Source organism: Halopseudomonas salina, from assembly GCF_014637955.1.
GTDB classification, from domain to species: domain Bacteria; phylum Pseudomonadota; class Gammaproteobacteria; order Pseudomonadales; family Pseudomonadaceae; genus Halopseudomonas; species Halopseudomonas salina.
In genome coordinates this window covers 17076-42614 of the sequence record NZ_BMFF01000010.1, presented here as the reverse complement: position 1 = coordinate 42614, position 25539 = coordinate 17076, and the positions used below count along the sequence as shown (strand labels likewise).

At 59.5% G+C, this 25539-nt stretch carries 29 protein-coding genes; 8 read left to right on the top strand and 21 right to left on the bottom strand.

The features are described from left to right. The 11 genes from IEV54_RS16910 to IEV54_RS16860 all read right to left on the bottom strand — a co-directional run bounded on the left by IEV54_RS16910 (nt 1) and on the right by IEV54_RS16860 (nt 9852). On the bottom strand, nt 1-486 hold the full coding sequence (locus IEV54_RS16910) for a phosphatidylglycerophosphatase A family protein (RefSeq protein ID WP_150279328.1): 486 nt from the start codon (nt 484-486) through the stop codon (nt 1-3). Then, entirely contained in the window at nt 479-1471 is a 993-nt protein-coding gene (thiL, locus tag IEV54_RS16905; RefSeq protein ID WP_188434492.1) for a thiamine-phosphate kinase, read from the bottom strand. Before thiL ends, IEV54_RS16910 begins: the two co-directional genes overlap by 8 nt. 31 nt (nt 1472-1502) lie before the next feature. Next, a complete protein-coding gene (gene nusB / locus IEV54_RS16900; protein ID WP_150279326.1) occupies nt 1503-1982 on the bottom strand; it encodes a transcription antitermination factor NusB in 480 nt (159 codons plus the stop codon). Further along, complete coding sequence (ribH, locus tag IEV54_RS16895) at nt 1979-2458, bottom strand: 6,7-dimethyl-8-ribityllumazine synthase (protein ID WP_150279325.1); 480 nt, start codon at nt 2456-2458, stop codon at nt 1979-1981. Before ribH ends, nusB begins: the two co-directional genes overlap by 4 nt. A gap of 58 nt (nt 2459-2516) precedes the next feature. Continuing rightward, on the bottom strand, nt 2517-3611 hold the full coding sequence (gene ribBA / locus IEV54_RS16890) for a bifunctional 3,4-dihydroxy-2-butanone-4-phosphate synthase/GTP cyclohydrolase II (RefSeq protein ID WP_150279324.1): 1095 nt from the start codon (nt 3609-3611) through the stop codon (nt 2517-2519). Nucleotides 3612-3693: 82 nt separating this feature from the next. Further along, nucleotides 3694-4359 carry a riboflavin synthase gene (locus IEV54_RS16885; RefSeq protein ID WP_150279323.1) on the bottom strand — a complete coding sequence of 222 codons (666 nt, stop codon included), beginning with the start codon at nt 4357-4359 and terminating at the stop codon, nt 3694-3696. Nucleotides 4360-4387: 28 nt separating this feature from the next. Further along, nucleotides 4388-5650: a sodium:proton antiporter NhaD gene (gene nhaD, locus IEV54_RS16880; RefSeq protein ID WP_150279322.1), complete on the bottom strand. Its 1263-nt coding sequence runs from the start codon at nt 5648-5650 to the stop codon at nt 4388-4390. Between the two features lie 12 nt (nt 5651-5662). Then, nucleotides 5663-6796, bottom strand: coding sequence for a bifunctional diaminohydroxyphosphoribosylaminopyrimidine deaminase/5-amino-6-(5-phosphoribosylamino)uracil reductase RibD (ribD, locus tag IEV54_RS16875; protein WP_223825555.1), 1134 nt, complete (start codon nt 6794-6796; stop codon nt 5663-5665). Next, entirely contained in the window at nt 6789-7262 is a 474-nt protein-coding gene (gene nrdR / locus IEV54_RS16870) for a transcriptional regulator NrdR (protein WP_150279321.1), read from the bottom strand. Before nrdR ends, ribD begins: the two co-directional genes overlap by 8 nt. Before the next feature lie 119 nt (nt 7263-7381). Continuing rightward, nucleotides 7382-8866, bottom strand: a complete 1485-nt coding sequence (locus tag IEV54_RS16865; RefSeq protein ID WP_150279320.1) for an AMP-binding protein — start codon at nt 8864-8866, stop codon at nt 7382-7384. Next, a complete protein-coding gene (locus IEV54_RS16860; protein ID WP_150279319.1) occupies nt 8863-9852 on the bottom strand; it encodes an NAD(P)H-dependent flavin oxidoreductase in 990 nt (329 codons plus the stop codon). The genes IEV54_RS16865 and IEV54_RS16860 overlap by 4 nt, the downstream gene beginning before the upstream one ends. A gap of 129 nt (nt 9853-9981) precedes the next feature. Between IEV54_RS16860 and IEV54_RS16855 the strand changes: the two genes are divergently transcribed. From IEV54_RS16855 to IEV54_RS16825, 7 genes are all read left to right on the top strand, one after another. Further along, nucleotides 9982-10890: a LysR family transcriptional regulator gene (locus tag IEV54_RS16855; RefSeq protein WP_150279318.1), complete on the top strand. Its 909-nt coding sequence runs from the start codon at nt 9982-9984 to the stop codon at nt 10888-10890. Between the two features lie 58 nt (nt 10891-10948). Beyond that, a complete protein-coding gene (locus tag IEV54_RS16850) occupies nt 10949-11608 on the top strand; it encodes a class I SAM-dependent methyltransferase (protein WP_150279317.1) in 660 nt (219 codons plus the stop codon). Between the two features lie 24 nt (nt 11609-11632). Beyond that, nucleotides 11633-12568 carry a thioredoxin gene (gene trxA, locus IEV54_RS16845; RefSeq protein ID WP_223825557.1) on the top strand — a complete coding sequence of 312 codons (936 nt, stop codon included), beginning with the start codon at nt 11633-11635 and terminating at the stop codon, nt 12566-12568. An 88-nt stretch (nt 12569-12656) separates the two neighbouring features. Then, nucleotides 12657-13313 (top strand): DUF2796 domain-containing protein, encoded by a 657-nt coding sequence (locus IEV54_RS16840; RefSeq protein WP_150279315.1) that lies wholly within the window; start codon nt 12657-12659, stop codon nt 13311-13313. Nucleotides 13314-13394: 81 nt separating this feature from the next. Then, nucleotides 13395-14108 carry an ATP-binding cassette domain-containing protein gene (locus IEV54_RS16835; protein WP_150279314.1) on the top strand — a complete coding sequence of 238 codons (714 nt, stop codon included), beginning with the start codon at nt 13395-13397 and terminating at the stop codon, nt 14106-14108. Next, a complete protein-coding gene (locus tag IEV54_RS16830) occupies nt 14108-15370 on the top strand; it encodes an ABC transporter permease (protein ID WP_150279313.1) in 1263 nt (420 codons plus the stop codon). Before IEV54_RS16835 ends, IEV54_RS16830 begins: the two co-directional genes overlap by 1 nt. Before the next feature lie 29 nt (nt 15371-15399). Further along, nucleotides 15400-15921: a DUF3299 domain-containing protein gene (locus IEV54_RS16825; protein WP_150279312.1), complete on the top strand. Its 522-nt coding sequence runs from the start codon at nt 15400-15402 to the stop codon at nt 15919-15921. 42 nt (nt 15922-15963) lie between these two features. On the opposite strand, the gene IEV54_RS16820 is transcribed toward IEV54_RS16825, so the two are convergent. The 6 genes from IEV54_RS16820 to IEV54_RS16795 are packed head-to-tail and all read right to left on the bottom strand — an operon-like array spanning nt 15964 to nt 20786. Continuing rightward, on the bottom strand, nt 15964-17049 hold the full coding sequence (locus tag IEV54_RS16820; RefSeq protein ID WP_150279311.1) for a tetratricopeptide repeat protein: 1086 nt from the start codon (nt 17047-17049) through the stop codon (nt 15964-15966). Continuing rightward, nucleotides 17049-17744, bottom strand: coding sequence for an energy transducer TonB (locus IEV54_RS16815; protein WP_150279310.1), 696 nt, complete (start codon nt 17742-17744; stop codon nt 17049-17051). Before IEV54_RS16815 ends, IEV54_RS16820 begins: the two co-directional genes overlap by 1 nt. Then, a complete protein-coding gene (locus tag IEV54_RS16810; RefSeq protein ID WP_150279309.1) occupies nt 17744-18166 on the bottom strand; it encodes an ExbD/TolR family protein in 423 nt (140 codons plus the stop codon). The genes IEV54_RS16815 and IEV54_RS16810 overlap by 1 nt, the downstream gene beginning before the upstream one ends. A gap of 10 nt (nt 18167-18176) precedes the next feature. Further along, on the bottom strand, nt 18177-18692 hold the full coding sequence (locus tag IEV54_RS16805; RefSeq protein WP_150279308.1) for a MotA/TolQ/ExbB proton channel family protein: 516 nt from the start codon (nt 18690-18692) through the stop codon (nt 18177-18179). After that, nucleotides 18685-20028 carry a MotA/TolQ/ExbB proton channel family protein gene (locus IEV54_RS16800; protein WP_150279307.1) on the bottom strand — a complete coding sequence of 448 codons (1344 nt, stop codon included), beginning with the start codon at nt 20026-20028 and terminating at the stop codon, nt 18685-18687. Before IEV54_RS16800 ends, IEV54_RS16805 begins: the two co-directional genes overlap by 8 nt. Then, nucleotides 20025-20786, bottom strand: coding sequence for a DUF3450 domain-containing protein (locus IEV54_RS16795; protein ID WP_150279306.1), 762 nt, complete (start codon nt 20784-20786; stop codon nt 20025-20027). Before IEV54_RS16795 ends, IEV54_RS16800 begins: the two co-directional genes overlap by 4 nt. A 199-nt stretch (nt 20787-20985) precedes the next feature. On the opposite strand from IEV54_RS16795, the gene IEV54_RS16790 reads away from it, so the two are divergent. Next, on the top strand, nt 20986-21651 hold the full coding sequence (locus IEV54_RS16790; RefSeq protein ID WP_150279305.1) for an OmpW family outer membrane protein: 666 nt from the start codon (nt 20986-20988) through the stop codon (nt 21649-21651). A 43-nt stretch (nt 21652-21694) separates the two neighbouring features. On the opposite strand, the gene IEV54_RS16785 is transcribed toward IEV54_RS16790, so the two are convergent. The 4 genes from IEV54_RS16785 to IEV54_RS16770 form a co-directional block, all read right to left on the bottom strand. After that, on the bottom strand, nt 21695-22582 hold the full coding sequence (locus IEV54_RS16785; protein WP_150279304.1) for a sugar nucleotide-binding protein: 888 nt from the start codon (nt 22580-22582) through the stop codon (nt 21695-21697). Nucleotides 22583-22658: 76 nt separating this feature from the next. Then, the gene (locus IEV54_RS16780) at nt 22659-23336 is read right to left on the bottom strand and encodes a histidine phosphatase family protein (RefSeq protein WP_150279303.1); all 678 of its coding nucleotides are present in this window, start codon (nt 23334-23336) and stop codon (nt 22659-22661) included. 213 nt (nt 23337-23549) lie between these two features. After that, nucleotides 23550-24047: a single-stranded DNA-binding protein gene (ssb, locus tag IEV54_RS16775; RefSeq protein ID WP_150279302.1), complete on the bottom strand. Its 498-nt coding sequence runs from the start codon at nt 24045-24047 to the stop codon at nt 23550-23552. A 3-nt stretch (nt 24048-24050) separates the two neighbouring features. Beyond that, nucleotides 24051-25472, bottom strand: a complete 1422-nt coding sequence (locus IEV54_RS16770; RefSeq protein WP_150279301.1) for an MFS transporter — start codon at nt 25470-25472, stop codon at nt 24051-24053. Between the last annotated feature and the right edge of the window lie 67 nt (nt 25473-25539).

Below are 25539 nucleotides of genomic sequence, written 5' to 3'. Positions count from 1 at the left end.
TCAGATCAGTTGCTCAACCACCAGCAAAACCGCCAGTGCCATCAGTCCTGCAAGAATATCGTCCAGCATGATGCCCAGGCCGCCATGCACCTTGCGGTCCACCCAGCCGATCGGCCAGGGTTTGAGAATATCGAAGAAACGAAAGAGTACAAAGCCACCAAGCAGCCACAGCCAGCCCGGAGGCGCGAGCAGCATGGTCAGCCAATAACCGACAAACTCATCCCAGACAATACCTCCGTGGTCGTGCACCCCCAGATCCCTGGCAGTGCGCCCGCAAAGCCAGATACCCACCAGAGCGCTGACTACAAGCACCAGGAGATAACCGGTAAAAGGCAGGTGTTGCCACAGGGGCACGAATGGCACTGCCGCCAAGGTACCCCAGGTACCCGGCGCCCGTCGCACTGCACCACTGCCAAACCCGAAGGCCAGAAAGTGCACGGGATTACGCCAAACCGATGCGGGCGCGTGAGTTGAGCCTTCAATCATTACTTTTCCTCTGAAAATGCTGGTAACCGGCGGGCTGCACCTTTTCTTTCAACTCCTGACCGTCATCCAGCCATATACCGCTGCCAACCACGGCTTCGCCGATCACGGTCACATCAAAGCCCTGGGAAGCCCACACTTCGAGGCAGCGGATACTGGCAACCGGCAAGGTAAATAACAACACATAATCGTCGCCGCCGCCCAGCATCCATTCCATTCGCTGCGCCTCCGGCCAGGCTTGCAGTGCAGCAGAACAGGGCAGGTCGGCGAGGCGAATATGCAGCGCTACGCCGCTGGCCTCCGCCAGATGACGGGCGTCTGCAATCAGTCCATCAGACACATCAAGACCCGCACTGGCTACCCCGGCGAGCTCCAGTCCGAGCTCACACTGGGCCAGGGGACGCCAGAAGCGCTGAAAAAGGTAATCCCGCGCAGCATCACTCACAGAAGAAGGCATGCTTTCACCCAGAACCACAGCCAGGCCACCACCGCCGTCGCCCAGTGGGCCGCCGACACAAAGCAGGTCACCGGGTTGGGCATCACCACGGCGCACCACATTCCGCGGCCGCACTTCTCCCAATACGGTAACGTTTATATTGAGTGGCCCCCGGGTGGTATCACCCCCAATCAAGCTGATGCGATGATCGCGAGCCGCATCGGTAAGGCCCTGGGCAAAACTCTGCAGCCAGGTCTCGTCCACCTCGGGTAATGTCAGCGCCAATGTGAAGCTCAGCGGCCTGGCCCCCATAGCAGCCAGGTCACTGACTGCCGCAGCCAGGGCTCGGTAAGCAAGGTTTGCAGGGATGTAGTCAGGGGGGAAATGCGTGCCAAGTACAACGGTGTCGGTGGAGACCACCAGCTGCTTGTCAGGTGCCATGCTGATCAAGGCGGCGTCGTCACCAATGCCGAGGGTGACATGTTCCGAACCACCGGCATTTCCCAGCTCCATGCTACGAAAATACCGGCCAATCAGTTCAAACTCACCCAGCGACATGGCTGCGGCCTTTTACAGATGGCTATCAACGCCCCCGGCGGGACGCGTTGACCTCAACACTGCGCAGGCTGGGAGCCAGCTTGTCGAGAATGCCATTGACGTATTTGTGACCATCGGTGGCGCCGAATATCTTTGCCAGTTCGATACCTTCATTGATCACTACTTTATAGGGCACATCGATCCGGTGCACCAGCTCGTATACGCCAAGCCGCAAAATGGCCATTTCGATCGGATCAAGCTCACGCACCGGACGGTCCAGGACGCTGGCCAAATGCTCATCGAGCTCGGTCAGATTGCGGCCAACGCCGGTCAGCAGTTCGTGAAAATAGGCGCCATCAACTTTGGCAAAATCATTGTCGGCGCGATATTGGGCCTCAATATCCGACAGCGGCAAGTCTGCCACCTGCCAGCCGTAAAGTGCCTGGACGGCAAGACTGCGGGCCTTGCGGCGAGCCGACGCCTTGGGCCGGCCAGCACTGGCCGGCTGCTGGTCTGACTCGCTCACTTGGCCTCCAACTGCTTGAACAGGCTGACCATTTCAACAGCAGACATCGCCGCTTCAGCACCCTTGTTACCCGCTTTGGTGCCGGAGCGCTCAATGGCCTGCTCGATGCTGTCAACGGTGAGCACGCCGAAAGCGACCGGAATACCGTACTCAAGCGACAGACTGCCAATGCCCTTGACGCACTCGCCAGCCACGTATTCAAAATGCGGCGTACCGCCACGGATAACAGCGCCAAGAGTGACAATGGCGTCGAACTGCTTGGTTTCGGCGACCTTCTTCACCACCAGGGGGATCTCGAACGCACCGGGGGCCCGCACGATGGTAATGTCTGCTTCTTTTACGCCGTGGCGCTTGAGCGCATCGATTGCACCGGACAGCAGGCTTTCCACGACAAAACTGTTGAAGCGACCGACAACCAGAGCGTAGCGGCCCTGCACGGATACGAAATCGCCTTCGATGGTACGTATAGCTGACATGTTATCTCTCTCTTAAAGAACCGGCTGCGCACCAGGCGCAGTCGTGGATCGGGTGCGTTTATTCGCAGGGCAAATATTCTACTACTTCCAGGTCGAACCCGGATATGGCATTGAACTTCATCGGCTTGGACAGCAGCCGCATCTTGCGTACCCCCAGATCCCGTAGAATCTGCGATCCCGCCCCTACCGTATTGTAGGTAGTGGGTTCACGCTCGGGCGTATCGGTACCTGCCAGCTGATTGACATGATGCAGTAATTCGTCGGCGCCCATCTGGTTACCCAGCAACAGTACAACCCCATGACCCTCTTCGGCGAGTTTGCCCATGGCGGCGCGCAGGCTCCAGCGACCCGGCTGACTGACCATGAACAGATCGCGCAGCGGGTCCATATTATGCACGCGCACCAGGGTCGGCTCTTCCGGCTCCAGCTTGCCCAGGGTCAGCGCCAGGTGCACGGCACCTTCCAGGCTATCCCGGTAGGTCACCAGATTGAAGCTGCCCAGTTCGGTTTCCAGCGGCTGTTCGGATATGCGCTTGACCGTCCGCTCATTGAGCAGACGGTAGTGAATCAGATCTGCGATCGTTCCTATCTTCAGGTTGTGCTCGCGGGCGAAGGCCTCAAGCTGAGGACGGCGCGACATGCTGCCGTCGTCGTTCATAATTTCGCAGATCACGCCAGACTCGCCAAACCCGGCCATGCGCGCCAGATCGCAGGCAGCCTCGGTGTGTCCGGCGCGCGCCAGTACGCCACCCGGCTGAGCCATCAGCGGAAAAATGTGACCCGGGCTGACGATATCATCGGCGATGGCACCCGGTGCAGCAGCAGCCTGCACCGTACGCGCGCGATCTGCTGCGGAAATACCGGTACTGACACCCACCGCGGCCTCGATGGAAACGGTGAACTTGGTACCAAAGCCCGAGTTATTGCGCTGCACCATCAACGGCAGGTTCAGGCGCTCGCAGTGCTCGAGACTCATCGGCATGCAAATCAGGCCGCGGCCGTAGCGGGCCATGAAGTTGATATGCTCGGCCTGACACGCCTGGCCCGCCATGATCAGATCGCCTTCGTTTTCGCGGTCCTCGTCATCCATCAGAATGACCATCTTGCCGGCGCGAATGTCTTCCAGCAGTTCTTCTACAGTATTAAGTTTCATGCGGCCCTCCCGGGCTCCTTGTTCTGTACTTGAAAGTTCAGTACCAGAAAGTTCGGCACTTGAAAGTTCACGGCCTGAGAGTTCAGGATTTCAGGTAGCCGTTTTCAGCGAGAAAAGACATGCTCAGGCCACTGTCGCCGCCTGATTCCGCCGCCTTGTCGCCCAGTAGCAGACGCTCCAGATAACGGGCAATCAGGTCGACTTCCAGATTCACCGGACTGCCGGCTTGATACTCACCCATAACGGTTTGCTGCATGGTGTGCGGTACGATATTAAGGTCAAAGATGGCGCCATCGACAGCGTTGACGGTCAAGCTGGTGCCATCAACGGTGATCGAGCCCTTTTCGGCGATATAGCGCGCCAGTGCTGCAGGCGCCTCGATACGAAAGTGCCAGGACCGGGCGTCTTCTTTCAATGAAAGAACCTTGCCCACACCGTCCACATGGCCGCTGACCAAGTGCCCACCAAGTCTCGAAGAGGGCGTCAGCGCCTTCTCCAGATTGACCCGGCTGCCTTCCTTGAGACGCGAAAGCGCGGTGCGCCGGATGGTTTCCTGGCTGACGTCCGCCCAGAAGCCGTCACCGGGCAGCTCCACCGCTGTCAGACAAACGCCATTGACCGCAATGCTGTCACCCAGTTTGACGTCGTCCAGGTCGAGACCTGCCGTTTTCACATACAGCCGGACGTCGCCGCCCCGGGGCTGCATACTCTGGATCTGACCAACCGCTTCGATGATGCCTGTGAACATGTAAGTGCCTCTTTGACAGGGGTGCAGTCTACTCGCCACCAACCAGCAGACCCAACCCGTAAACCGAGATATAACCGAAGACAAAGGCCGCAAACAGCAACCCGAAACTGCGCATGTAGGTCAGAAAGGTCAACCCGGGCAGCTTGCTCATCGCTACTATCCCGGCAGCGGACCCGATTATAAGCAATGAACCACCAACTCCGACAGCATAAGTCAGTCCCATCCACTCGGCGGTGCTCATCTGCAGATCGGCTTTAAGCAGGGCTGCAGTCAGCGGCACGTTATCGATCAGCGCCGACAGAATACCCATCAGAAGGTTGGCAAATAGCACCGGCATGAGGTCGTAAAGCGCCGTCAGGCCTTGCAGCACACCAATAAACTGCAACATGCCGACTAGCAGCAACACTCCCAGGAAGAACAACAATGTCTCGAACTCGATCGCTCTCACGTACTCGAGAATCGGGTCGTTTTCGATATCTTCGTTGAAAAACCGTGCAATCAAAAACATCAGCGCAAGACCGGTGAGAAAGGTCAGAACCGGCGGGATCGAGTACAGCAGGCTGCCCAGAATGGTACCTACAATGGTCAGCAAGAACAGAAGACCGATCACCTGATCGACTCCCCGCAGCGGTTGCAACGCGGCCTTTTCGATCACCACTTCATCCTTCAGACCGACGGACAGCAATGCCGCGAGCAGGAGTACCGCCAGAAAAGCAGGGCCGCTGAGCATCAACAAATGGGTGATCTCGACCTTGTCGGCGAGGAAGATCATCAGCGTGGTGACGTCACCCGTGATCATGGCCACTCCGCCGGAGTTGACCGCGAACACAACCAGCGTTGCGAATCTCAGGGTCTTGCGCAGCTCCATCTTGAGACTCAGGACCAGCGCGACTGACACCAGGGTGGCAGTGATGTTGTCGGCGATCGAGGAAAACACGAAGCAGAACAGCCCTGTCAGAAATAACAGTTTGCGCTCCGTCACCCGCCCTGGCAGTACGCTGTAGATGATGTTCTCGATCAAGCCCTTCTTGTTCAGATAGGCAACGAACGTCATGGTTGCCAGCAGGAACAACCAGAGGCCGGCGATATCGGTAATGTTATGACTCAGAGCGGCATGTACCCGCTCGCGGAAGGCATCGTCGGGCGCAGCGATAAACAGCACCATCCACGCCAGCGCGCCGAAAAACAGTACTACTTTTGCCTTGTTGACGTGAATCAGCTCTTCAAAAACCACACCCAGAAACGCTACCACTGCCATCAGAATCAGCAACCACTGAACTGCCATATGCATGATGCGACACTCTCAGAAAGGAAAAACCGGTCGCGCCGTGATTCGCCAATCACGGCCGACAGCCCGCATGTCGGTCACATCGAGTTGCATGGCCTGGGCCATACTGTCGAAGGGCAGTTCCAACAAGGGTCGCGCCAGGCTGCCCAGCAGCCTTGGCGCCATATACACCACCAACTCATCAACCAGACCTGCCCGCAGGAAAGCGCCAGTCAGTTTGGCTCCGCTCTCAACCAACACCTCATTGCAGCCACGCGAGGCCAGCAACTGTAGCAGTGCATCGAGATCCACCTGCTGTCCACCCGCGTCGGCAAGGGCGATCAGCTCCGCACCCGCCGCACGGTAATCAGCCTCTGGCAGCTCATCCAAACGGCAGGCTACCAGTACCGGCCCGTCCTGCTGAAAAAGCCGACCACTGAGCGGTACGCGCAAGCTGCCATCGACCAAAACCCGCAAAGGCTGCCGCTCGGTGGCCGCCTTTGCCTCCGCTTCAGGCAAGCCCAACTGCGCGCTACGTACCGTCAACGCCGAATCATCCAGCAATACCGCATCGGCCCCGGAGACCACCGCGCTGCTGCGCGCGCGCAGGCGCTGCACATCAGCACGAGCCTCGGGGCCGGTAATCCACTGACTTTCGCCGCTGGCCATGGCGGTGCGGCCATCCATGCTCATTGCCAATTTGAGCCGCACATAGGGCAACCCGGTCTGCATGCGCTTGACGAAGCCGGGATTCAACGCCGCGGCTTCTGATTCCAGCACGCCGCAATCGACTTGCACGTCTGCTGCGCGAAGGCGTTCAAGGCCACGCCCGGCAACGAGCGGATTGGGGTCTTGCATTGCCGCCACCACGCGTACAACGCCGGCAGCAATCAAAGCATCAGCGCAAGGCGGGGTACGCCCGGTGTGACTGCAGGGTTCGAGCGTGACATAAGCCGTTGCCCCACGGGCCTCTTCGCCCGCCTGAGCCAGAGCGTTGACCTCGGCGTGTCCCTCTCCGGCACGCACATGCCAACCCTCTCCCACAATCCGGTCCTCACGCACCAGCACGCAACCGACGCGGGGATTGGGATCGGTGCTATAGAGGCCCTTCGCTGCCAGCTGCAGCGCCCGGGCCATCATGCGCCGGTCGCTGATCGCCTGATCAGGCATCGGGCTCGTCCTTGTCCCGCCGCGACAGGCGCTCGATTTCCTCACGGAACTGGTTCAAGTCCTGAAAGCGCCGGTAAACCGAGGCAAAGCGGATATAGGCCACTTCATCGAGTTGCTTGAGCTCGTTCATGACCATTTCACCGACCACCAGCGCCTGCACTTCGCGCTCACCGGTGGCGCGCAGACGATGCTTGATATGGCCGATAGCCGCCTCGATCTGCTCCACGCTCACGGGACGTTTTTCCAGGGCGCGCTGCATACCGGCACGCAATTTTTCTTCATCAAAGGGTTGGCGACGACCGTCGCCCTTGATAACGCGAGGCAGAACCAGCTCGGCGGTCTCGAAGGTGGTGAAGCGCTCCTGGCAGGCCAGACATTCACGCCGCCGACGCACCTGGTCACCCTCGGCCACCAGCCGAGAGTCGATCACCTTGGTGTCATGGGCGCCACAGAATGGACAGTGCATAGAAGATTCCCGGGAGGATAAAAAGCGTTCACATCTTACTCTTGTCCAGGCCCCGATAAAAATGCCTCTTTACATTTCACCGCAAGAAAGACCCTGCAAAGACCAGCACATGGCGCCGCTCAACTCGGGGCAAAGCGCTCGCGCAAGAGTCGCTTGGCCACCTTGCCGTTATCATCGCGCGGCAGAGTGTCGACCAGCTCGACACGACGCGGCACCTTATAACCTGCCAGCCGGTCGCGCACATGCTGCTGCACCTGCTCAACACTCAGCGCACCGGGGGCCGCTGCCACCACGGCAAGCAGTGACTCACCGTATTCGCTGTCCGGCAACCCGACCACCGCGCAATCGATCACGCCAGGCAGGGTGATCAATACATGCTCGATCTCGGCGGGATAAATATTCACCCCGCCGGAAATCACCATGTCGGATTTGCGGTCGCAGATATAGAGATAGCCGTCTTCATCCAGATAACCGATATCACCGACGGTGACCAGGTCACCCAGGCCGGCGCCAAGGCGCGCGGCCTCATTATTCAGATAGGTGAAATCCGGCACCGCGGGTTGGCGGACGTAGATGATACCGGGCTCGCCCACAGCGCAGTCGTCGCCCTGCTCGTCAACAATGCGTATGCGGGTATCACCGATCGGACGACCCACGCTGCCGGGCTTACGCCGTGCGGAAGCGGGATCCTGGATTGTGATCATGCCGGTTTCACTGGAGGCGTAGGTTTCGTGGATCACCGGCCCCCACCAGTCGAGCATTGCCTGTTTCACCTCCGGCGCGCAGGGCGCCCCCGTGGAGGCAACAAAGCGCACCGACGACAGATCGTAGCGCGCCTTGACCTCTTCTGGCAGACGCAGCAGGCGGACGTACATGATCGGGACAAGAAACACTGTATCGATACGGTGCAGCTCGATCAGCGCCAGGGTCTGTTCAGCATCAAAGCGCGGCATCAACACCATCAGGTCGGCTTGCAGAATCGACTGCTGAGCAAAGGAGCTGGGCGCGCTGTGATACAACGGAGCCGACACCAGCGTGCTTACGCCAGGCACGATGCCCCAGGCCTCGCGGGACAGGTCACGCATTGCAGCTGCCATCGCCTCGCGCTGCTCCGGCGCCGGGGCCAAGCGCTTGACCCCCTTGGGTCTGCCGGTGGTGCCGGAGGTGTAGGCCATGTGCGCACGGGGCGTGCGCGGCTCGCCGGAGTACGGGCTCTGCTCCGCCAGCCAGGATTCGTAGCCATGCTCATTGATCGTGGTATGGCCTTCGCTGCCATTGACCAGCACCACCAGGCCCTCGGGAATGACGCCCCTGATGTCCTCCAGCAGATCTGCCTCGACCAGCAGCACCCTGGCCCCTGAATCCTGCAACAGAAAGCCGACTTCGGCAGCCTTGAAGTGCCAGTTGATGGGGCAATAGAAACACCCAGCGGTCTGGCAACTGAGGATGGCGTCGACAAACGCCGAACCGTTGCGCAGCATCACCGCGATCACGTCGCCGTCGTCTACCCCCAGCCGCGCCAGCCCGCCGGCAAGCTTCAGGGCTCGCCGGGCAACCTCATCTCCACTGCGCTCCAGATCGGCGCAGACCAGGCGTGCGGTCATGCCTTGGTTCCGTAGGGGGCCGTGATCTGCTGCATGCGCGCCTGGGCGCTGGCGTATTCCTGCTCCAGCTGGCTGACCGCTTCGGCGGTCGAGGTGATGGCAGCAATGCTGCCAACGCCCTGGCCGGCGCCCCAAATGTCCCTCCATGCCTTGCTCTTGTTGCTGCCGCCGGAGCCGAACTTCATGCTGCTCTTGTCGCCCTCGGGCAGGTTGTTGGGGTCCATGCCGGCATTCTGGATACTGGGCTTGAGATAGTTGCCGTGCACGCCGGTGAACAGGTTGCTGTAGACGATGTCATCCGCGGTGGTATCGACCAGCATCTGCTTGTAGGCCGCATCGGCATTGGCCTCATGGGTGGCGATAAAGCGGGTACCCATATAGGCCAGGTCGGCGCCCATGGCCTGCGCTGCCAGAATCTGCTCACCCTTGGAGATCGAGCCGGAGAGGATGATCGGGCCGTCATAGAAGGCGCGAATTTCAGAGACCAGCGCAAAGGGGCTGAGCTGGCCGGCATGACCACCCGCGCCAGCACAGACCAGGATCAGGCCGTCGACACCCGCCTCGATAGCCTTCTTGGCGTGTTTGACGTTGATCACATCATGAAATACCAGGCCGCCGTAGCTGTGAATCGGCTCCACCACGTCATTGGGCGCACGCAGGCTGGTGATGATGATCGGCACCTTGTACTTCACGCACATTTCCACATCGTGCTGCAGGCGGTCATTGCTGCTGTGCACGATCTGGTTCACCGCAAAGGGCGCGACCACGGCATCGGGGTTCTCCTGCTTGTACTGCTCAAGCTCGCTGGTGATGCGTTTGAGCCAGACTTCCAGCTCCTCGGCGGGACGAGCGTTCAGGGCCGGAAAGGAGCCGACAACACCCGCCTTGCACTGGGCGATCACCAGGTCCGGGTTGGAAATGATAAACAGGGGCGAGCAGATGACGGGCAGCTTCAGTGAATGCTGCAGCACACGGGGTAGACTCATTGTTGTTCTCCTTGGACGGGCACTGGAAGGTCAGGACCATAAAATACGATGTATTGACTATAAGAGGCGGCCGTTTGATCTACAATGCTCCGCAACAAGTCCAAACTGTTTACCAAATGACGACAATCAATGGATATCAAATCCCTGCAGTGCCTGTGCGCCGTTGTTGAAACCGGCAGCATGAGCGGCGCGGCGCGGCGTCTGGGCACGTCCCGTTCGCATATCAGCCGGCGACTCAAGGCACTGGAACAGGACCTGCAACTGCAGCTGTTCCGGCGTACCACCCGCCGAGTCGAGCCGACCCAGATCGGCTGGGCGCTGTATGAGCACGCCGCCCGCATCAGCCAGGAGCTGGGCGCCCTGCAGGCCACGGTCGATGACCTCGGCAAGAACCTGCGCGGGCATATCCGCCTGAGCGCACCGGTAGCCCTCGGCCAGCAGGTCGTCGGCCCACTGCTGCTCGAGTTTGCCCGCCTGTATCCGGAGGTCAGCCTGCAGCTGACCTTCAGCAACCGCATCTTCGATCTTGTCGCCGCCGAAATCGATGTGGCCATCCGTGTCACCTCGACGCCCCCCGATGCCCTGGTCGCAAGGGACCTGGGGCCGGTCGACTGGGCGCTGTGCGCCAGCCCCGAGTATCTCGACAGGCAGGGCACCCCGCAGACCCCGGATGACCTGTTGGAGCTGGACATGCTGAGTGTCAACCTGCCCGATCAACGCCTGCCGCTGGAACTCAGCGACGGACGCCAGACCCGTACGCTGGCATTACGTCCTCGGCTGCAGACCGAAGACATGCTGTTTATCAAACGAGCCGCACTGGCCGGCCTCGGTTGCGCGTTGTTGCCGCTATACAGTGTCCGCAAAGAACTGGCGGACGGGGCGCTGGCGCATATCCTGCCGCAGTACCAGGCTCGGGTCAGGGCCTGGGGGGACCACCTGTACCTGCTGACTGCGCCCAATCTGTACCCGACGCTTGCCACCCGGGCGCTGATCGAATACCTGCAGAATCACCTGCACACCTCCCTTTACAGCAGCTGATATTCGCCGTGGGCGCCAGCAGCGCTACAATGCTCCCCCTTGTTCAGGACCCAGTCCCATGAATCTAGCTGCATTGCAGGCCGAGTTACGCCGGACTCTGCCCCACGCCCGCCTCGTTGCCAGTGATCTGCCCGGTGTGCCAGAACTGCGTTTATGGTTGCTGGACCCGGACAACCTGGATCAGGCCTTTTCCAGCGAGGAGACCCGCCGAATCCTGGAAGATCCGCCCTATTGGGGGTTCTGCTGGGGCAGCGGTCTGGCTCTGGCGCGCTGGATCCTTGATCATCCTGAGGTGGTACGCGGCAAACGGATACTGGACTTCGGGTCAGGGTCCGGCGTGGTAGCCCTGGCCTGTAGCCTGGCCGGAGCCACAAGCAGCATTGCCTGCGATCTGGACCCACAGGCACGGCTGGCCTGTCAGCTGAACGCCGAACTCAACGCCCTGCCATTGAACTACGCGGGAGATTTTTTCACCCAGAGCGACCCGGTGGATCTGATTGTCGCCGCCGACGTACTCTATGACGCCGACAACCGATTTTTTCTCGACCTGTTTGTGCAGCGGGCCGACGCCGTATTGCTGGCCGACTCGCGGGTACGTGATCTGCGGCATCCCGGGTACCGCCGTGATTGCATACTTGAGGGCCGTACCTGGCCGGATCTGGGTGAACCGGCCGAATTTCGCCAGGTCAGCCTGTATCGTGCAACGACCGGTGCTTGATTTTGCATTGGCCATCCCCCATATCTGCACACAACTGCACAGCAACCCACTCTTCAGACCACCAGCCGGATACCGCCCATGAGCGCCTCACCCCATATCTTTGATGTCACCGAAGCGACGTTCGATCGCTACGTACTGGAAAACTCCTTTCACAAGCCCGTGCTGGTGGATTTCTGGGCCGAATGGTGCGCTCCCTGCAAGGCATTGATGCCGGTACTCGCCGCCATTACCGACAGCTATGCCGGTGAGCTGCTGATGGCCAAGGTCGACTGCGACCAGCAACCCGGACTGAGCGAGCGCTTCGGCATTCGCAGCTTGCCCACGGTGGTGTTATTCAAGGATGGCCAGCCCGTCGATGGCTTTGCCGGCATTCAGCCGGAAAGCGCTATCCGGGCGATCATCGAGCCTCATCTGGGCGCCGTGCCCGAGGAGGCCCCAGAACCCGAAGCAGACCTGGCGAGCGTAGCTGCCGCGCTTCTCGAGGAGGGCCACGCGGCGCAGGCAATCGCGCTGCTGCAGCCGGCCATAAGCGAGCACCCTGAAGATCCTTTGCTGGTTCTGCTAGGTCGAGCATTGGCACTGGATGGTCAGTTGGACGCAGCCGAGCAGATACTCGAAGCAGTCAAAGACAAGGACGCACACAAGGCAGCCCTGACTGGAATACGGGCCCAGGTAACCTTTCTGCGCCAGGCCACGGGTTTGCCGCCACGCATCGAGCTAGAGCAGCGCCTGGAAGAGAACAGCAATGACAGTGAAGCCACCTATCAACTGGCACTTGTCGATTTGTCGCAGCGACGCCACGAGGAAGCTCTTGCCGCCCTGCTGGCACTGTTCCAGCGTGACCGTGGTTACGCCGATGGAAGCCCCCACCGGACATTGCTGGATGTATTCAACGCCCTTGGCAGCGAGCACCCGCTGACCATCCAGTACCGACGCAAGCTCTATCAGGCGCTGTATTGAAGCTGGCGGGGCGGAATTCCGGAGAAAGCTGGCAGGCCTGATTCTTATGTTATAGGATAACATCCTATCAACATATTGGAGATTGCCCATGCGCCATACTCTTTTGCTGGTTGGCGGACTACTAAGTTCGCTGACCTTTGCCATTCAGGCCAACAGCCATAACGCTGATCACAAACATGAGCATGGGCACAGCGAGGCAAACACTGCGAGTCTGGAATCCCATGAGCATGGTGTAGCAAGCCTCAACCTGGTACTGGAAGGCCAGAACCTGGTCCTCGAGCTCGCAAGCCCTGCTGCCAATATTGTCGGCTTTGAGTATATGCCCACCCGCAGCGAAGACCTTGCCAGGGTGACACAGGCGCGCCAGCGCCTTGAACAGGCACAGACCCTGTTCATATTTTCTGAAGCCGCCGGTTGCTTGCTGGAAGAGGCTGAAGCCGAGAGCGCCCTGTTCGCGGCCATGGTAGCTGAGGGCGATGATCATCATGCCGCCCATGAGGGCGGACACCACGATGATCATGCAGAACATCACGAGCATGGCGACCATGGCGACACCGAAAGCGCTCACGCGGATATCAACGCTCACTTTCATTTCGTCTGTGCCAACCCCGACGCACTCAAGCAAATTGACGTCAAGCTGTTCGACGCGTTCCCCGGTACCGAAAAACTCCTGTTACAGGCCATCACGCCCACGGGCCAACAGGGCGGCGAGCTAACACCAGAACAAAACGTCATACACCTGTGAAGGCGCGGTTGCGAGCGGATCGGATATACTCGAGACGCTCGCAATTGCAGCTTCCGACTCTCCAATTAATCAGATACCCCCATGCAGCCAGTCCTGATCCAGCTAGATGCCGTGACCTTCGCCTGGCCCGGCCAGCCGCGCTTACTGGACATACACAGTTTCGCTCTTTACCGCGGGGAGCGGGTATTTCTCAAGGGACCATCGGGTAGCGGCAAGACCACGCTGCTGGGCTTGCTCGGTGGCGTGCTGTTGCCAGACAGCGGAAGCATAAGACTCCTGGAAAAAAGCCTTCCCGAGCTTTCGGCGGCCGCACGAGACCGCTTTCGTGCAGACCACACCGGCTACATATTCCAGATGTTCAATCTGTTGCCTTACCTCTCGCTGGTTGAGAACGTAACCCTGCCCTGTCGCTTCTCGGCAGTGCGCCGTGAGCGGGCGCTCGCCCGCAGCGCCAGCCTGGAGCAGGCAGCACTGGATCTGCTTGCCGGCCTGGGGCTCTCCGATCCGCAATTGCTGCGTCGGTCCGTTACCGAGCTGTCGATAGGCCAGCAGCAACGGGTAGCGGCAGCCCGGGCCCTGATCGGCAATCCGGAACTGGTGATTGCCGACGAACCCACTTCAGCCCTGGATACGGACAGTCGGGAAGCCTTTCTGCGCTTATTGTTCGCTGAATGTGAACGCGGCGGTAGCAGCTTGCTGTTCGTCAGCCATGACTCATCCCTAGAACCGCTATTTGATCGGGCGCTCTCGCTGAAGGACATAAACCGCGCAGCCACTAGCCGAGAGGTGCTCTGATGTATCTATTGCGCCTGGCAATAAAGAGTCTGGCCAACCGTCGATTTTCCGCCATCCTGACGGTATTGGCGATTGCCCTCAGTGTGACCTTGCTACTGGCCGTGGAAAAGGTTCGAACGGAGGCGCGGGCCAGTTTCACCAGTACCATTTCTGGTACAGACCTGATCGTCGGCGCCCGCTCCGGCTCGGTCCAACTGCTCCTGTATTCGGTTTTTCGTATCGGCAACGCTACCAATAACATTCGCTGGGACAGCTACCAGCAGGTCGCCGAGCACCCCAGGGTAGCCTGGGCCATACCGATTTCCCTGGGCGACTCGCACCGCGGCTTTCGGGTCATGGGCACCAGCGCCAGCTATTTCGAGCACTATCGGCACGGGCGTGATCAGGCACTCGAGATGGCCCGTGGAGCACCTTTCAACGATCTATATGATGCCGTGCTGGGTGCGGACGTGGCGCGGGAATTGGGCTATGCGCTCAATAGTGAGCTGGTGCTGGCCCATGGCACCGGCTCTGTGAGTTTTGTAGATCACGGCGACAAACCCTTCCGCGTCAGCGGCATACTACGCAAGACCGGCACCCCGGTAGACCGCACCATCCATATCAGCCTGCAGGGCATGGAAGCGCTGCACGTGGACTGGCAACAGGGCATGCCCGCACGGGGCGCCGCAAGTGTTAGCGCGGAACAGGCCCGGGAAATGGACCTGACACCCAAGGCAATAACCGCAGTATTACTTGGCCTGACAAGCCGCATCAGTACCTTTGCAGTACAAAGAGACATCAACCAGTTTGGCGGCGAACCCCTGCAGGCAGTCCTCCCCGGTGTCGCGTTGCAGGAGTTGTGGAGCCTGCTGGGCATGGCCGAAAAAGCCCTGTTCATCGTTTCCCTGTTTGTCGTTCTGACCGGTCTGGTGGGGATGCTGACAGCCATTCTCAGCAGCCTGAACGAGCGCCGCCGCGAGATGGCCATTCTGCGCTCCGTTGGAGCAAAACCGCGACATGTGTTCAGTCTTCTGTTGCTTGAGGCCGCCAGCCTGGCCCTGGCCGGGATCGTGCTCGGCCTCGGCCTGATGTATCTGTGTCTGTGGCTCGCCCAACCCTTGATTCTTTCACGCTATGGGCTGTTCATCGCCATCACCCCTCCGGGGCTCTATGAATGGGCGCTGCTCAGCGCTATTCTGGCAGCCAGCATTCTCATGGGCAGCGTGCCAGCCTGGCGTGCCTACCGGCAGTCGCTGGCTGATGGTCTTTCGATCCGCACCTGACTTTAGATCCAAACCTCACGGGGTACTGCATGCGTTATCTTGCCGCCTTTACTGCTGTCTGCGCACTGTCGCTCGGCGCCCTCCCCGCTATCGCGGTGGAAGAGCTGAGCTGGGGCGACCTGGTGCCGCCGGATGCGCTTGGGTTAGGCGACATGCAGCAACCAACCCATGATCTTTCCTCGCTCGCCGACACCCTGAGTGAAGAGGAGTTCGGCGATCCGGCCGTGCAGATGCAACCCTCCGCTCCGGTCGTCGCCACTCTTGACGGCCGGGAAGTGAAACTGCCTGGATATATTGTGCCGCTAGGTATCAATGCCGACGGCACCGTTAGCGAATTTCTGTTGGTGCCCTACTTCGGCGCCTGCATTCATGTGCCCCCGCCGCCTTCCAACCAGATTGTCCATGTGCAAAGCGCCAAGGGTATTGAACTGGCAGCGCTGTACCAGCCGTTCTGGGTCACCGGGGCCATGCAGGTAGAGCATGTGGAAAGTGACCTGGCCAACGCCGGCTACCGTATCGCCGATGCGAATGTAGAGCCGTATAGCTACTAAGCGGGTTGTGCTTGCAAACCAGTGCCCGACAGCACGCAGTCGTCAACCCTGATCCATCACCCGACGAGCATAATCTGCCCATTGATCGATCGTTTGCCGCTGCGCGGCTGACGCGGTTGTACGGGCCTGTGCGAGGCTTTCCAGCAAGTCTGGCCATTGCCCGCGTTCAAGCTGTATTGACGCAACACGCATCCAATGGTCGGACTGGCCAGTGCGCCGGGCCAGAGCTTCCCAGGACGCTTGTGCGCGATCATGATCGCGCGCCTGCTGCCAGAGCTGCGCTAATCGCTCGTTACGGTTGCGGCTGGGCGCCAGGAGCTCTTGCTGCATCAGTACCTCCAGCAATCTTGCCGCTTGCCATGGCGCTCCAGCCGCAACCTGCAGGGACACCAGGTTTTCCAGGTCAGTGTCGCTGAGACGGATCCCACCCTCATAGGCAAGACGCAGGGTTGCTGCTGCATCGACCTGCCGCCGATCGAGGCTTTGCACACCCGCCAACTGCCGCCAGGCCTGTGCATTGCCTGGGTCCCGGCGCAGTAATACGCGAAACCACTTCTCCGCTGCCTGGTAACGCTGAAGCCGATAATTCATACCGGCCAGCAACTGATACCAGACCACGTCGACACCCGGGTCGGCCAGGACTACCTGCTCAGCCAATGGGATGGCCTTGCTATAGCGTTCCAGACGATTGTACAGCTGCACCAGTAACTGACGCGTTTCCAGCGGCAAGGTACCGGAGGCCAATTCCGACTCCAGCAGACTGACCGCTTCAGCATCCTGGCCAGCCTGCGCCAGCAGCTGGGCCAGATTGCGCCGATCCTGGCTGGCCGCCTGTGCCTCAAGCTGATTATGGGCAAGCGCCTTGCGGAGCCAGTCGATGGCCTCGGCATTACGCTGGGCTTCGATCGCCAGATAACCCAGCCGCTGCTCGAGTAGCGCGCGCTCCAAGGTGCGGTTTTCAGTTTGCGCTAAAGCAGATTCGAGGCGGCTGCGCGCCACCGCCAGATCCCCAGCCTGTTGCGCCCCAAGCGCGCTACTCAACGCCTGAAAAACGGCCGGCTCAATCGTTTGCTGAGCCTGGACATGCCAACTGACGAGTACGGCGAGAACGCACAGTAGTCTGCGCATCAGCGCCTCCCTTCCAGTCGGAAATGCAGAGTCTTGGTCGCCTCTCGAGCGACCGGTTGACCATTCTCCCTACGGGGCGCAAACCGCCAGCGGCTAGCCGCCCGGCGAGCCTCACGCTCGAACACCCCCGCAGGACTGGCGTCAGTTACCCGCAAATTCTCCACCCGACCTTCCGCCGTGATTGTGAATGCCAGCTTTACCTGTCCCTCGATGCCCGCGGCGACCGCCCGCCTTGGATAGTTTGGGGGTATATCGACCAGCGGAGTAACTTCTTCCGACAGGGAGGGCGCGGCAGCTGCTGCGGGTGCTGGCGCTGCATCCGCTGTCGGACTCGGTGCGGGCGCCACTTGCGCGGCACTGAGCCCTGCCAGCGTGGGCGCGCTGCTGAGCTGAATCGAAGTCGGCAGGCTAGGAATAGTGATGTCCAGCCTCACCTCCGGTGCAGGCTGAGGTTGCGCGGTTATCGGTTGAGCTTGGGGAACCGGCTCAGGTGGCTGGGGCCGTTCGGGCGCCTCACGCTGCTGCCTTTGCCGGCTTTCGCTGGTCGTATCGCCTACCGCGCGCACAAAGCTCACCCGCGCGAGCTCTTCCTCCGCCAGAGTGTCGTCACGCGGCGGCATGACCAGGATCACCATCAATGCAAACAGCACCAGGGCGACCAGCAAGGCTCCGGCAAAGCTCAGCAGCAGCCGCATCAGCGTCCCCCGGGCGCCGCAGCAGTTGCCGCGAGCGCCACATCCTGCACGCCGGCCAGACGGACCTGGTCCATTACCTGAATGACCAGCCCGCTGCGCGAATCCCGGTCGGCCTGGACCACCACGGTGCTGTCAGGCTGATCTACCAGCATACGCTCAACCGCTGCACGCACCGCTCGCACATCAACCTGCTGCTGGTCGATCCAGATTTCACCATCCGGACTGACGGCGATCAGAATATTGCCCTTGGGCTGCTCTGCGGCAGAGTCCGCCGAGGGGCTCTGCACAGTGATTCCCGACTCCTTGATAAAGGAGCTGGTGACAATAAAGAAAATCAGCATGATAAAAACGATGTCGAGCATCGGCGTCATATCGATACCGGCTTCTTCATCGCTACCTGCGTGGTGTCTGCGCATGCGCATCTAGTCGATCCTATTCAAATCGCAGTCGGTCATTGAGCCGCTGCAGCGCCCGGCGGGCCTGTTGATCAAGCCGCGCCAGACAAAATAATCCGCTGATGGCGACCACCATCCCGGCCATGGTGGGTACTGTGGCGCGGGAGACCCCGGCGGCCATTGCCCGGGGGTTACCGTTACCGCTCAGCGCCATGACATCAAATACCTGCACCATGCCGCTGACGGTACCCAACAAGCCTAGTAGCGGACACAGGGCAATCAATACGCGCACCATGGGTAAATACCGCTGCAGACGAATCTGCGCGCGGGACAACCAGGCCGCACGTATAAATCGCGCTGCAGTGCTGCTGCGGTCGCCACGGGCTATCCAGCCCTGCTGCAGCTGGTGCGCCTCATGTGGAAATACCCGAGCAAGAAACCACAACCGTTCCAGCATCAACGTCCACAACACAATGGTGACGCCAAGGATGCTCCAGAGCACCCATCCACCACTATCGAGAAAGTCCCGGAGCTGCCAGAGCCCTTCAGGCATTCTCTTTCTCCTCACCGCCCAGATGCAGCGCGATCAGGCCGGCACTCTGTTGCTCCAGCAACTGGATCAGCGCCTTGCTGCGCGCGGCCACCAGGCCATGCATGAACAACAACGGGATAGCCACCACCAGGCCGAGTACGGTGGTCACCAACGCCTGGGATATGCCCCCAGCCATCAGCTTTGGGTCTCCGGTACCGAACAGGGTGATTGCCTGAAAGGTGGCGATCATCCCGGTAACCGTGCCCAGCAAGCCCAGCAAGGGAGCTACTGCTGCGAGCAGCTTGATCAGGCCCTGCCAACGCTCAAGCGAGGGCGTCTCCTTGAGAATAGCCTCGTCGAGTTTCAGCTCCAGAGTATCGAGCTGTTCCAGCCGAGGCCGGCTGCCAATAACTCCGAGCACCCGGCCCAGAGGGTTGTCGCGTTTGAGGTTGTCCAGATCCTTCACCTGCCGATCAACCCGCAGGCTGGTGCGCTGCAGCCACGCCAGGCGCCAGAGCGCCAGCAGCAAGCCGAGCACACCCAAGGCTAGAATCACATAACCAACCACCCCTCCCTGATGGACGCGCTCGCCCAGCGAGGGCGTCTGTTGCAACTGCTGCAGCACATTCCCCCGAGTTGGGTCGACCCTCAGATCAGCCAGACCCTCCCGCGGCTCGATAAAATCGTTGACCGGACTCCGACCCTCAGGCTGCCGTCCGGCAACCAGCAGGCGTTCGGCATCGGGCTGATAAAGCAGGTAATCCTTTCCCTGTAGAGCGGTAAACGGCCCCACTCGCACTACCGGCAATTCACGCTGTTGACCATCCTCGCCGACTACCGGAGCAACGAAACGACTGACCTTGCTGCTGGCCGTCATATCCTGCTGCAACATGAACCAGAAGGCCTCCAGCGTTTCTACTGTGGGAATGCGGCGACTCTCGGCCAACTGATCAAGCATGGCGATGCGATCCGGAAACTGCATGTTGAGTAGCGAGTCCTGCCACTGACTACGTGTATCTCCAGCCGCCTGACGAACCACACCAAACAGTTCTCCCAGGTTGCCGCTACGCTGCGCCAGCTCCGCCTCACCCTCCTTGAGGGCCTTTTCATGCAGGCCAAACTCAGCCTCCAACCGATCGGATTCGGCCTGCACTTCAGCCAGTGCCGCTTCTGCCTCGCGCAAGCGGCGCTGTTGCTGATCGCGCTCGGCAATGAAGCGTGATTCCCGCTCACGCATGGCTGCCTGCTCGTTGCTGCGCACCTGTTGTATATCGCGCAGAAGCGCATCCAGGTCGGCCGGCTGGGCAGAGACCATGGCCGGCAACAGTAGAACGGCAAGCATCAGAAAACGTTTCATAGACCGCCCTCCAGCTCGGTTACCGGTGGTAACGGCAGACGTAACATGACCGGGGTCTGTTGTTGGCGAGCGATATTCAAGCCCTGCTCAAGCGTACGGCGATATTCGTCCGGGAGTGGCTTCCAGGTGCTGACTTGAGCATCCCAGTAGCCCTGCTCGCGGCCATCCAGACTTTGATAGAAGAGCATGACCCGCCCCAGGCGCAGAAAATTGACTACCTTGACCTGCTCATTCTCGCCAAGAGTGCCCCTCCAGGCCTCAAGCGTGCGGCCATAGTCACTTTCAATCTGGTATGCCTCGATCAATCGGCGATACTTTTCAGCCACACTGACATTGGCGGTTTTGAGCAGCTCATTCAGCAGCGCCAGACGATCTGCCCGCTCCTCAGACAAAAACGGCAGATCCAGGGCTACGAAACGTTGCAAGGAGTCGTACATGCGCTGCATCAGAGGCAACAGCTCGCGCTGGGTATCCTCGATACTCGCCAACTGGCTCTCCAGAGCCTCGAGCTCTTCGTTCTGGGCGCCGACCATTTCGGCCAGACGCGCGTTGTAATCAACCAGCTGCTCACGCTGCTCGATGGCTTGTCGATACCGCTCCAGCGCCTGTCGGGTAGCGTCATCAAGCTGATCGATGCGTTGCTGCGAGTCCCGCGCTTCGCGCACCAGGGCCTGACTCTGCTCCAGGGCCTGCTCCGTCGTGTCCTGCCCCACCGCTATCATCGGCAAGACGAGGAATACCCATAAAACCGCTCTCATCCAGACTCTCCGGAAATGTTTCACCCGCTGGCGGGCTATTAAAAGAGAAGCATTATCATTTGAACAGCTCAATTATTCAAGGCCTGGTCTGCAAGCTTCAAGGAATGAGGATAGACCGAAAGAACTTTGCTCCAGATCAATATCTGTCTGTCTGACAACGCCTAAAGTCTCGCCATACCAAACGCAAGGGAGATTCATCATGTCACGTTTCACTATTCAACTGGCCGCCGGCCTCCTGCTCGCCCCCGCACTGCTGGCCGCATCTGTGGCTCAGGCTCATGAGGCAGGTGATGTCATCGTGCGCGTTGGCGCCGCGGTTGTTGACCCTCAGGAAAGCAGCAGTAATGTATTCGTTGGCGGCGCCAACACCGGCCTGGAAGTCGGCGTTGATAGCAACACCCAGCTCGGCATTACCGGCACCTTTATGCTGACCGACAATATTGGTATCGGCCTGCTTGCGGCCACGCCGTTCAGCCACGACATCGAACTCAAGGGCGCAGGCCGCTTTGCCAGCATCAAGCACCTGCCACCGACAGTAACCCTGCAATATTTCCCAATGGCTAAAAGCTCCGCCTGGCAGCCCTATGTTGGTGCTGGTCTGAACTACACCATGTTCTTCAGCGAAGACCTGTCCAGCAACGCAGAGGGCGCGGGCTTTTCCAGTCTGGATCTCGATGATTCTTGGGGTTACGCCCTGGAAGCAGGCATGGACTATAAGTTGACTGAGCAGGTTTATCTGAATGCCGCAGTCTGGTACGCCGACATCGACACCACAGCCAACTTCCGCACTGCGGGCATACCCAGCAAGGTTGATGTGGAAATTGATCCGATGGTTTACATGGCCAGCATTGGCTACAAGTTCTGATCTGACAGACAGAGCAAAAAAACGGCCGCTATGCGGCCGTTTTTTATTGCGGAGTATCGATGCTGTCCAGTAGTTGCCCCAGCTGCGCACGCCAGGGCCGCGGCTTGACGCCAAACGCCATCAGGATACGGCGGCTGGTCAGGACCGCGTTCTGGGGTTCCCAGCCCGTTTCGGTCTGCTTGTCGAAGGGGATGGAGCGGATAACCGGATCGCGATCCAGCCTGTTGTTCGCCATCAGTTCCTGGGCGAGACTTTTCGCAAAACTGATCCAGCTTGACGGCTCGGTGCTGCCGTAATGGTAGACGCCATGCAATGGCGCTTCGCAGTCGAGCTGCTTGAGCACGGCCAACAACACACGGGCGGCATCGTCTACCGGCGTGGGGTTACCGCGCCACTCTTCCGCCAGCAGGACCGGATCCTGCCCTCGTAATTGCTCAAGCAACTTGGCGAGCTGGCCGTCAGCCGAAGCATCGAGCAACCAACTGAACCGCAACACCGCATAACGGGAACAATGCGTGGCAAGCAGCTTCTCCAGCTCACCTTGCACCAGCCCCAACCCGTCCCCGGGCAACCGTTCGTCTTTCTCCGTGTAAGGCGTCGCCTTGAGGCCGTCAAACACGCGCGCACTCGATGGCTGGACCAACAACCGATTATCTTTCGCACATAGTGCAACGAGATTGCGATTGAACTCATCCAGTGCAGTCAGTTGCAGCGGATCATCCATTCCAAGCTGAAACTGCTCATGAAAGTAGGCTAGATTGACTACCGCATCCGCCTGGTACTGATCAAACCAATCAAGCAACTGATCGCTTTTCCAGCCCGCTCGCGGCCGGTCCACAGACCGGATATCGATTCCTTCCTGAGTTGCCAGGCGCACCAGGGCCTGGCCCAGTGAAGAGTCCCCTTCCAGCAATAATATGCGCATCCGCATGGTTGTACCCTGTTTTCTGAATGCTATATGAGGCCCCCGAGGCCTCACCGCGCGCCTGGATTACCGCAAGGGCGCATCAGGCGTAAGTTATCAGCGCCTGATGCGCCGGATCATCCAGATGAGGCACACTGTTGAAGCTGCTCAGACGCATGTTGCGCTGGTTGAAAACGCAATGAATCAGTGCTGTATTACGCGTCTGCAAATTCAGCTCGATCATGGTTTCACTGGGAGCTCTGAGCAACTGACTGACCAGCATTGCGATGGCGCCGCCCGAACTGACTGCAAGCACTCGCTTGCCGGTACAGCGGGCCATGATGTCCATCTTCACGCGCTCAACACGCACTGAAAAGTCAGTCCAGGTTTCTGGCAAATCGCCCTCAAGCTCGCCGCGCGACCAGAGCATGATGCCTTGCCGCAGCCTTTTGAAGAAATCAGCCACAGCAGGTTTATCAGGCAGCGCCTGATCAGGAAACTGAGCGGTGTAAGCAGCCAGGATGGCATGAAAATCAAACTCGTTAAGCTCCCTGAAGATCTCAAAGGCAGACTCGTCAAGTTGCAGTGACTGCGCAATACCCTGAGCCGTTTCCCGGTGCCGTACCATGTCGCCCATCAGCACGTGGTCAAAATGCATACCGCGTTGCTGAAAATATGTTCCCAGCAGTCTGGCCTGTTGATGGCCCTTTTCCGAGAGCTGATCATAGTTACTGGAGCCAAAGGAGGCCTGGCCATGGCGTACAAAATAGATTTCAGTCATCGTCAATCTTCACAAAGTGTCTTTCTGGCCACATACAGCAAACCGGAAATACTCTGTCCAGTTCGCCGATAGCAGAGGCTGCCGGCCTGCAAGCGCAGTACGTTAGCACAGTGTACCTGCCGACGAGCAAGAGCCAATCTGACCCAGAACCACGAAGCCCCCGAATGTCGGGGGCCTCTGGTTAGCACTTTATATTCAAGTCTAAGGTATGACCTAGAACGGGATATCGTCGTCGAAGCTGTCATAGTCGGGCGCGGGCTGCTGCGGAGCGGATTGCTGCGGCGCCTGTTGAGCCGGTCTCTGGGCTGGCTGTTGGGCCGGACGCTGCTGCTGCGGACGTGGCGCCATACCCTGCTCGCCGCCCTGGGGCTTGCCATCGAGCAACTGCATCTGGCCGCCTATATCCACAACGATTTCGGTGGTATAGCGCTTCACACCGTCCTTTTCCCACTCGCGGGTCTGCAAACGGCCTTCGATATACATCTTCGAGCCCTTGCGTACATACTCACCCACAACCTCGGCGATACGACCAAAAAACACCACTCGGTGCCACTCGGTGCGTTCCTGCTGCTGACCGGTTTGCTTGTCCTTCCAGCTATCGCTGGTAGCGAGGGTAATGTTGGCAACGGCGTTACCATTGGGCAGATAACGTACTTCGGGATCGCCCCCGACGTTACCAATTAGAATTACCTTGTTGACGCCTCTGGCCATTTCTCAATCTCCTGTGTGCGGCGTGATGCTGGCTGGCGATACCGGGTCCGGGTTACACGCTGCGGCTACCGCGTGTTCGAGCCCCTGACGATCCAGCACCTGCGTATCGACTTTGATATAAGCGGCTGCTTCTTCAGCCACGATGACCGCCTCCGTAACACCCGGTACGGCAAGAATGCGCCGGAGCAACGCCTCATCCCGAACAAGCTCATGGGGCAACGGCAGACGAAAACTGGACACGTAGGCTGGTTGGCGCATCTTAACACCAATCAGCAACCAGGACAGTCCGAGGGCGGCGCAGCAGGCAAATACCCCTCCCAGCCCATAAGCACCGAATACGGCACCGCCGAGTACCCCGCCCAGCGCAGCGCCAAGGAACTGGCTGGTGGAATAGATTCCCATTGCCGTTCCCTTGCCGCCTGCCGGCGCAATTTTGCTTAACAGCGAAGGTAACGTGGCTTCCAGAAGATTGAATCCGATAAAGAACAGAACGATGGCCGTTACCAGCCACGGCAACGAATTGGCACTGAGCCAGAGCAACGGCTGGACCAGCACAAGCAAAGTGATCGCACCAAGCACCACAGCTTTGACCTGGCGTTTACGCTCGGCAAAAATGATAAAGGGTACCATTGCAAAAAATGAAACCAGCAGCGCGCAGAAATACACCCACCAATGATCGTCACGGGGCAGTCCTGCGTTCTCCTGCAAGGCCAGGGGAATAGCAACAAAGCTGGCCATCAGAATCGCGTGCAACATCGCGATGCCGTAGTTCAGCCGCAGTAACTCCGGGTTACGCAGACTGGGCCAGAAGCTGGCCGCAATCACACCCGCATCCCGGTGTCTCTCGGCGCGCGCAACCGGCGGTACGACCCAGATAACCAGTACAATACCGATCAGTGCAAGAATCACCGTTGCGTAAAAGACACCTTCCAGGCCAGTCCGTGCGGCAATTAACGGCCCTGCGACCATTGCCAGAGCAAAGGACACGCCTATGCTCATGCCTATCATCGCCATTGCCTTGGTGCGATGCTGTTCCCTGGTCAGATCCGCCACCATCGCCATGACAGCAGCGGCAATGGCGCCCGCACCCTGCACAATGCGGCCAAGAATGATGCCCTGCATACTGTCAGCCTGGGCTGCGAGCAAGCCGCCCAGGGCAAATAGGATCAGGCCCCCGACAATAACCGGTTTGCGCCCGATACGATCAGACAGCATTCCGAACGGGATTTGTAAAAATGCTTGAGTTAAGCCATATGCGCCAATCGCTACACCGATCAGCAAAGGCGTCGCTCCCGCCAGGCTGCCGCCATAGGTAGCCAAAACAGGCAGAACCATGAACAGACCGAGCATCCGAAACGCAAAAACGGCTGCCAGCGAACTCGCTGCGCGCTGCTCGCTGGATGACATGCGATCGGACTGATGCATTGATATTCCTGTTATATGAAACGGTTGAAATGAAGGGGCCGGATTCTATCACGCTTACCCCTGGACG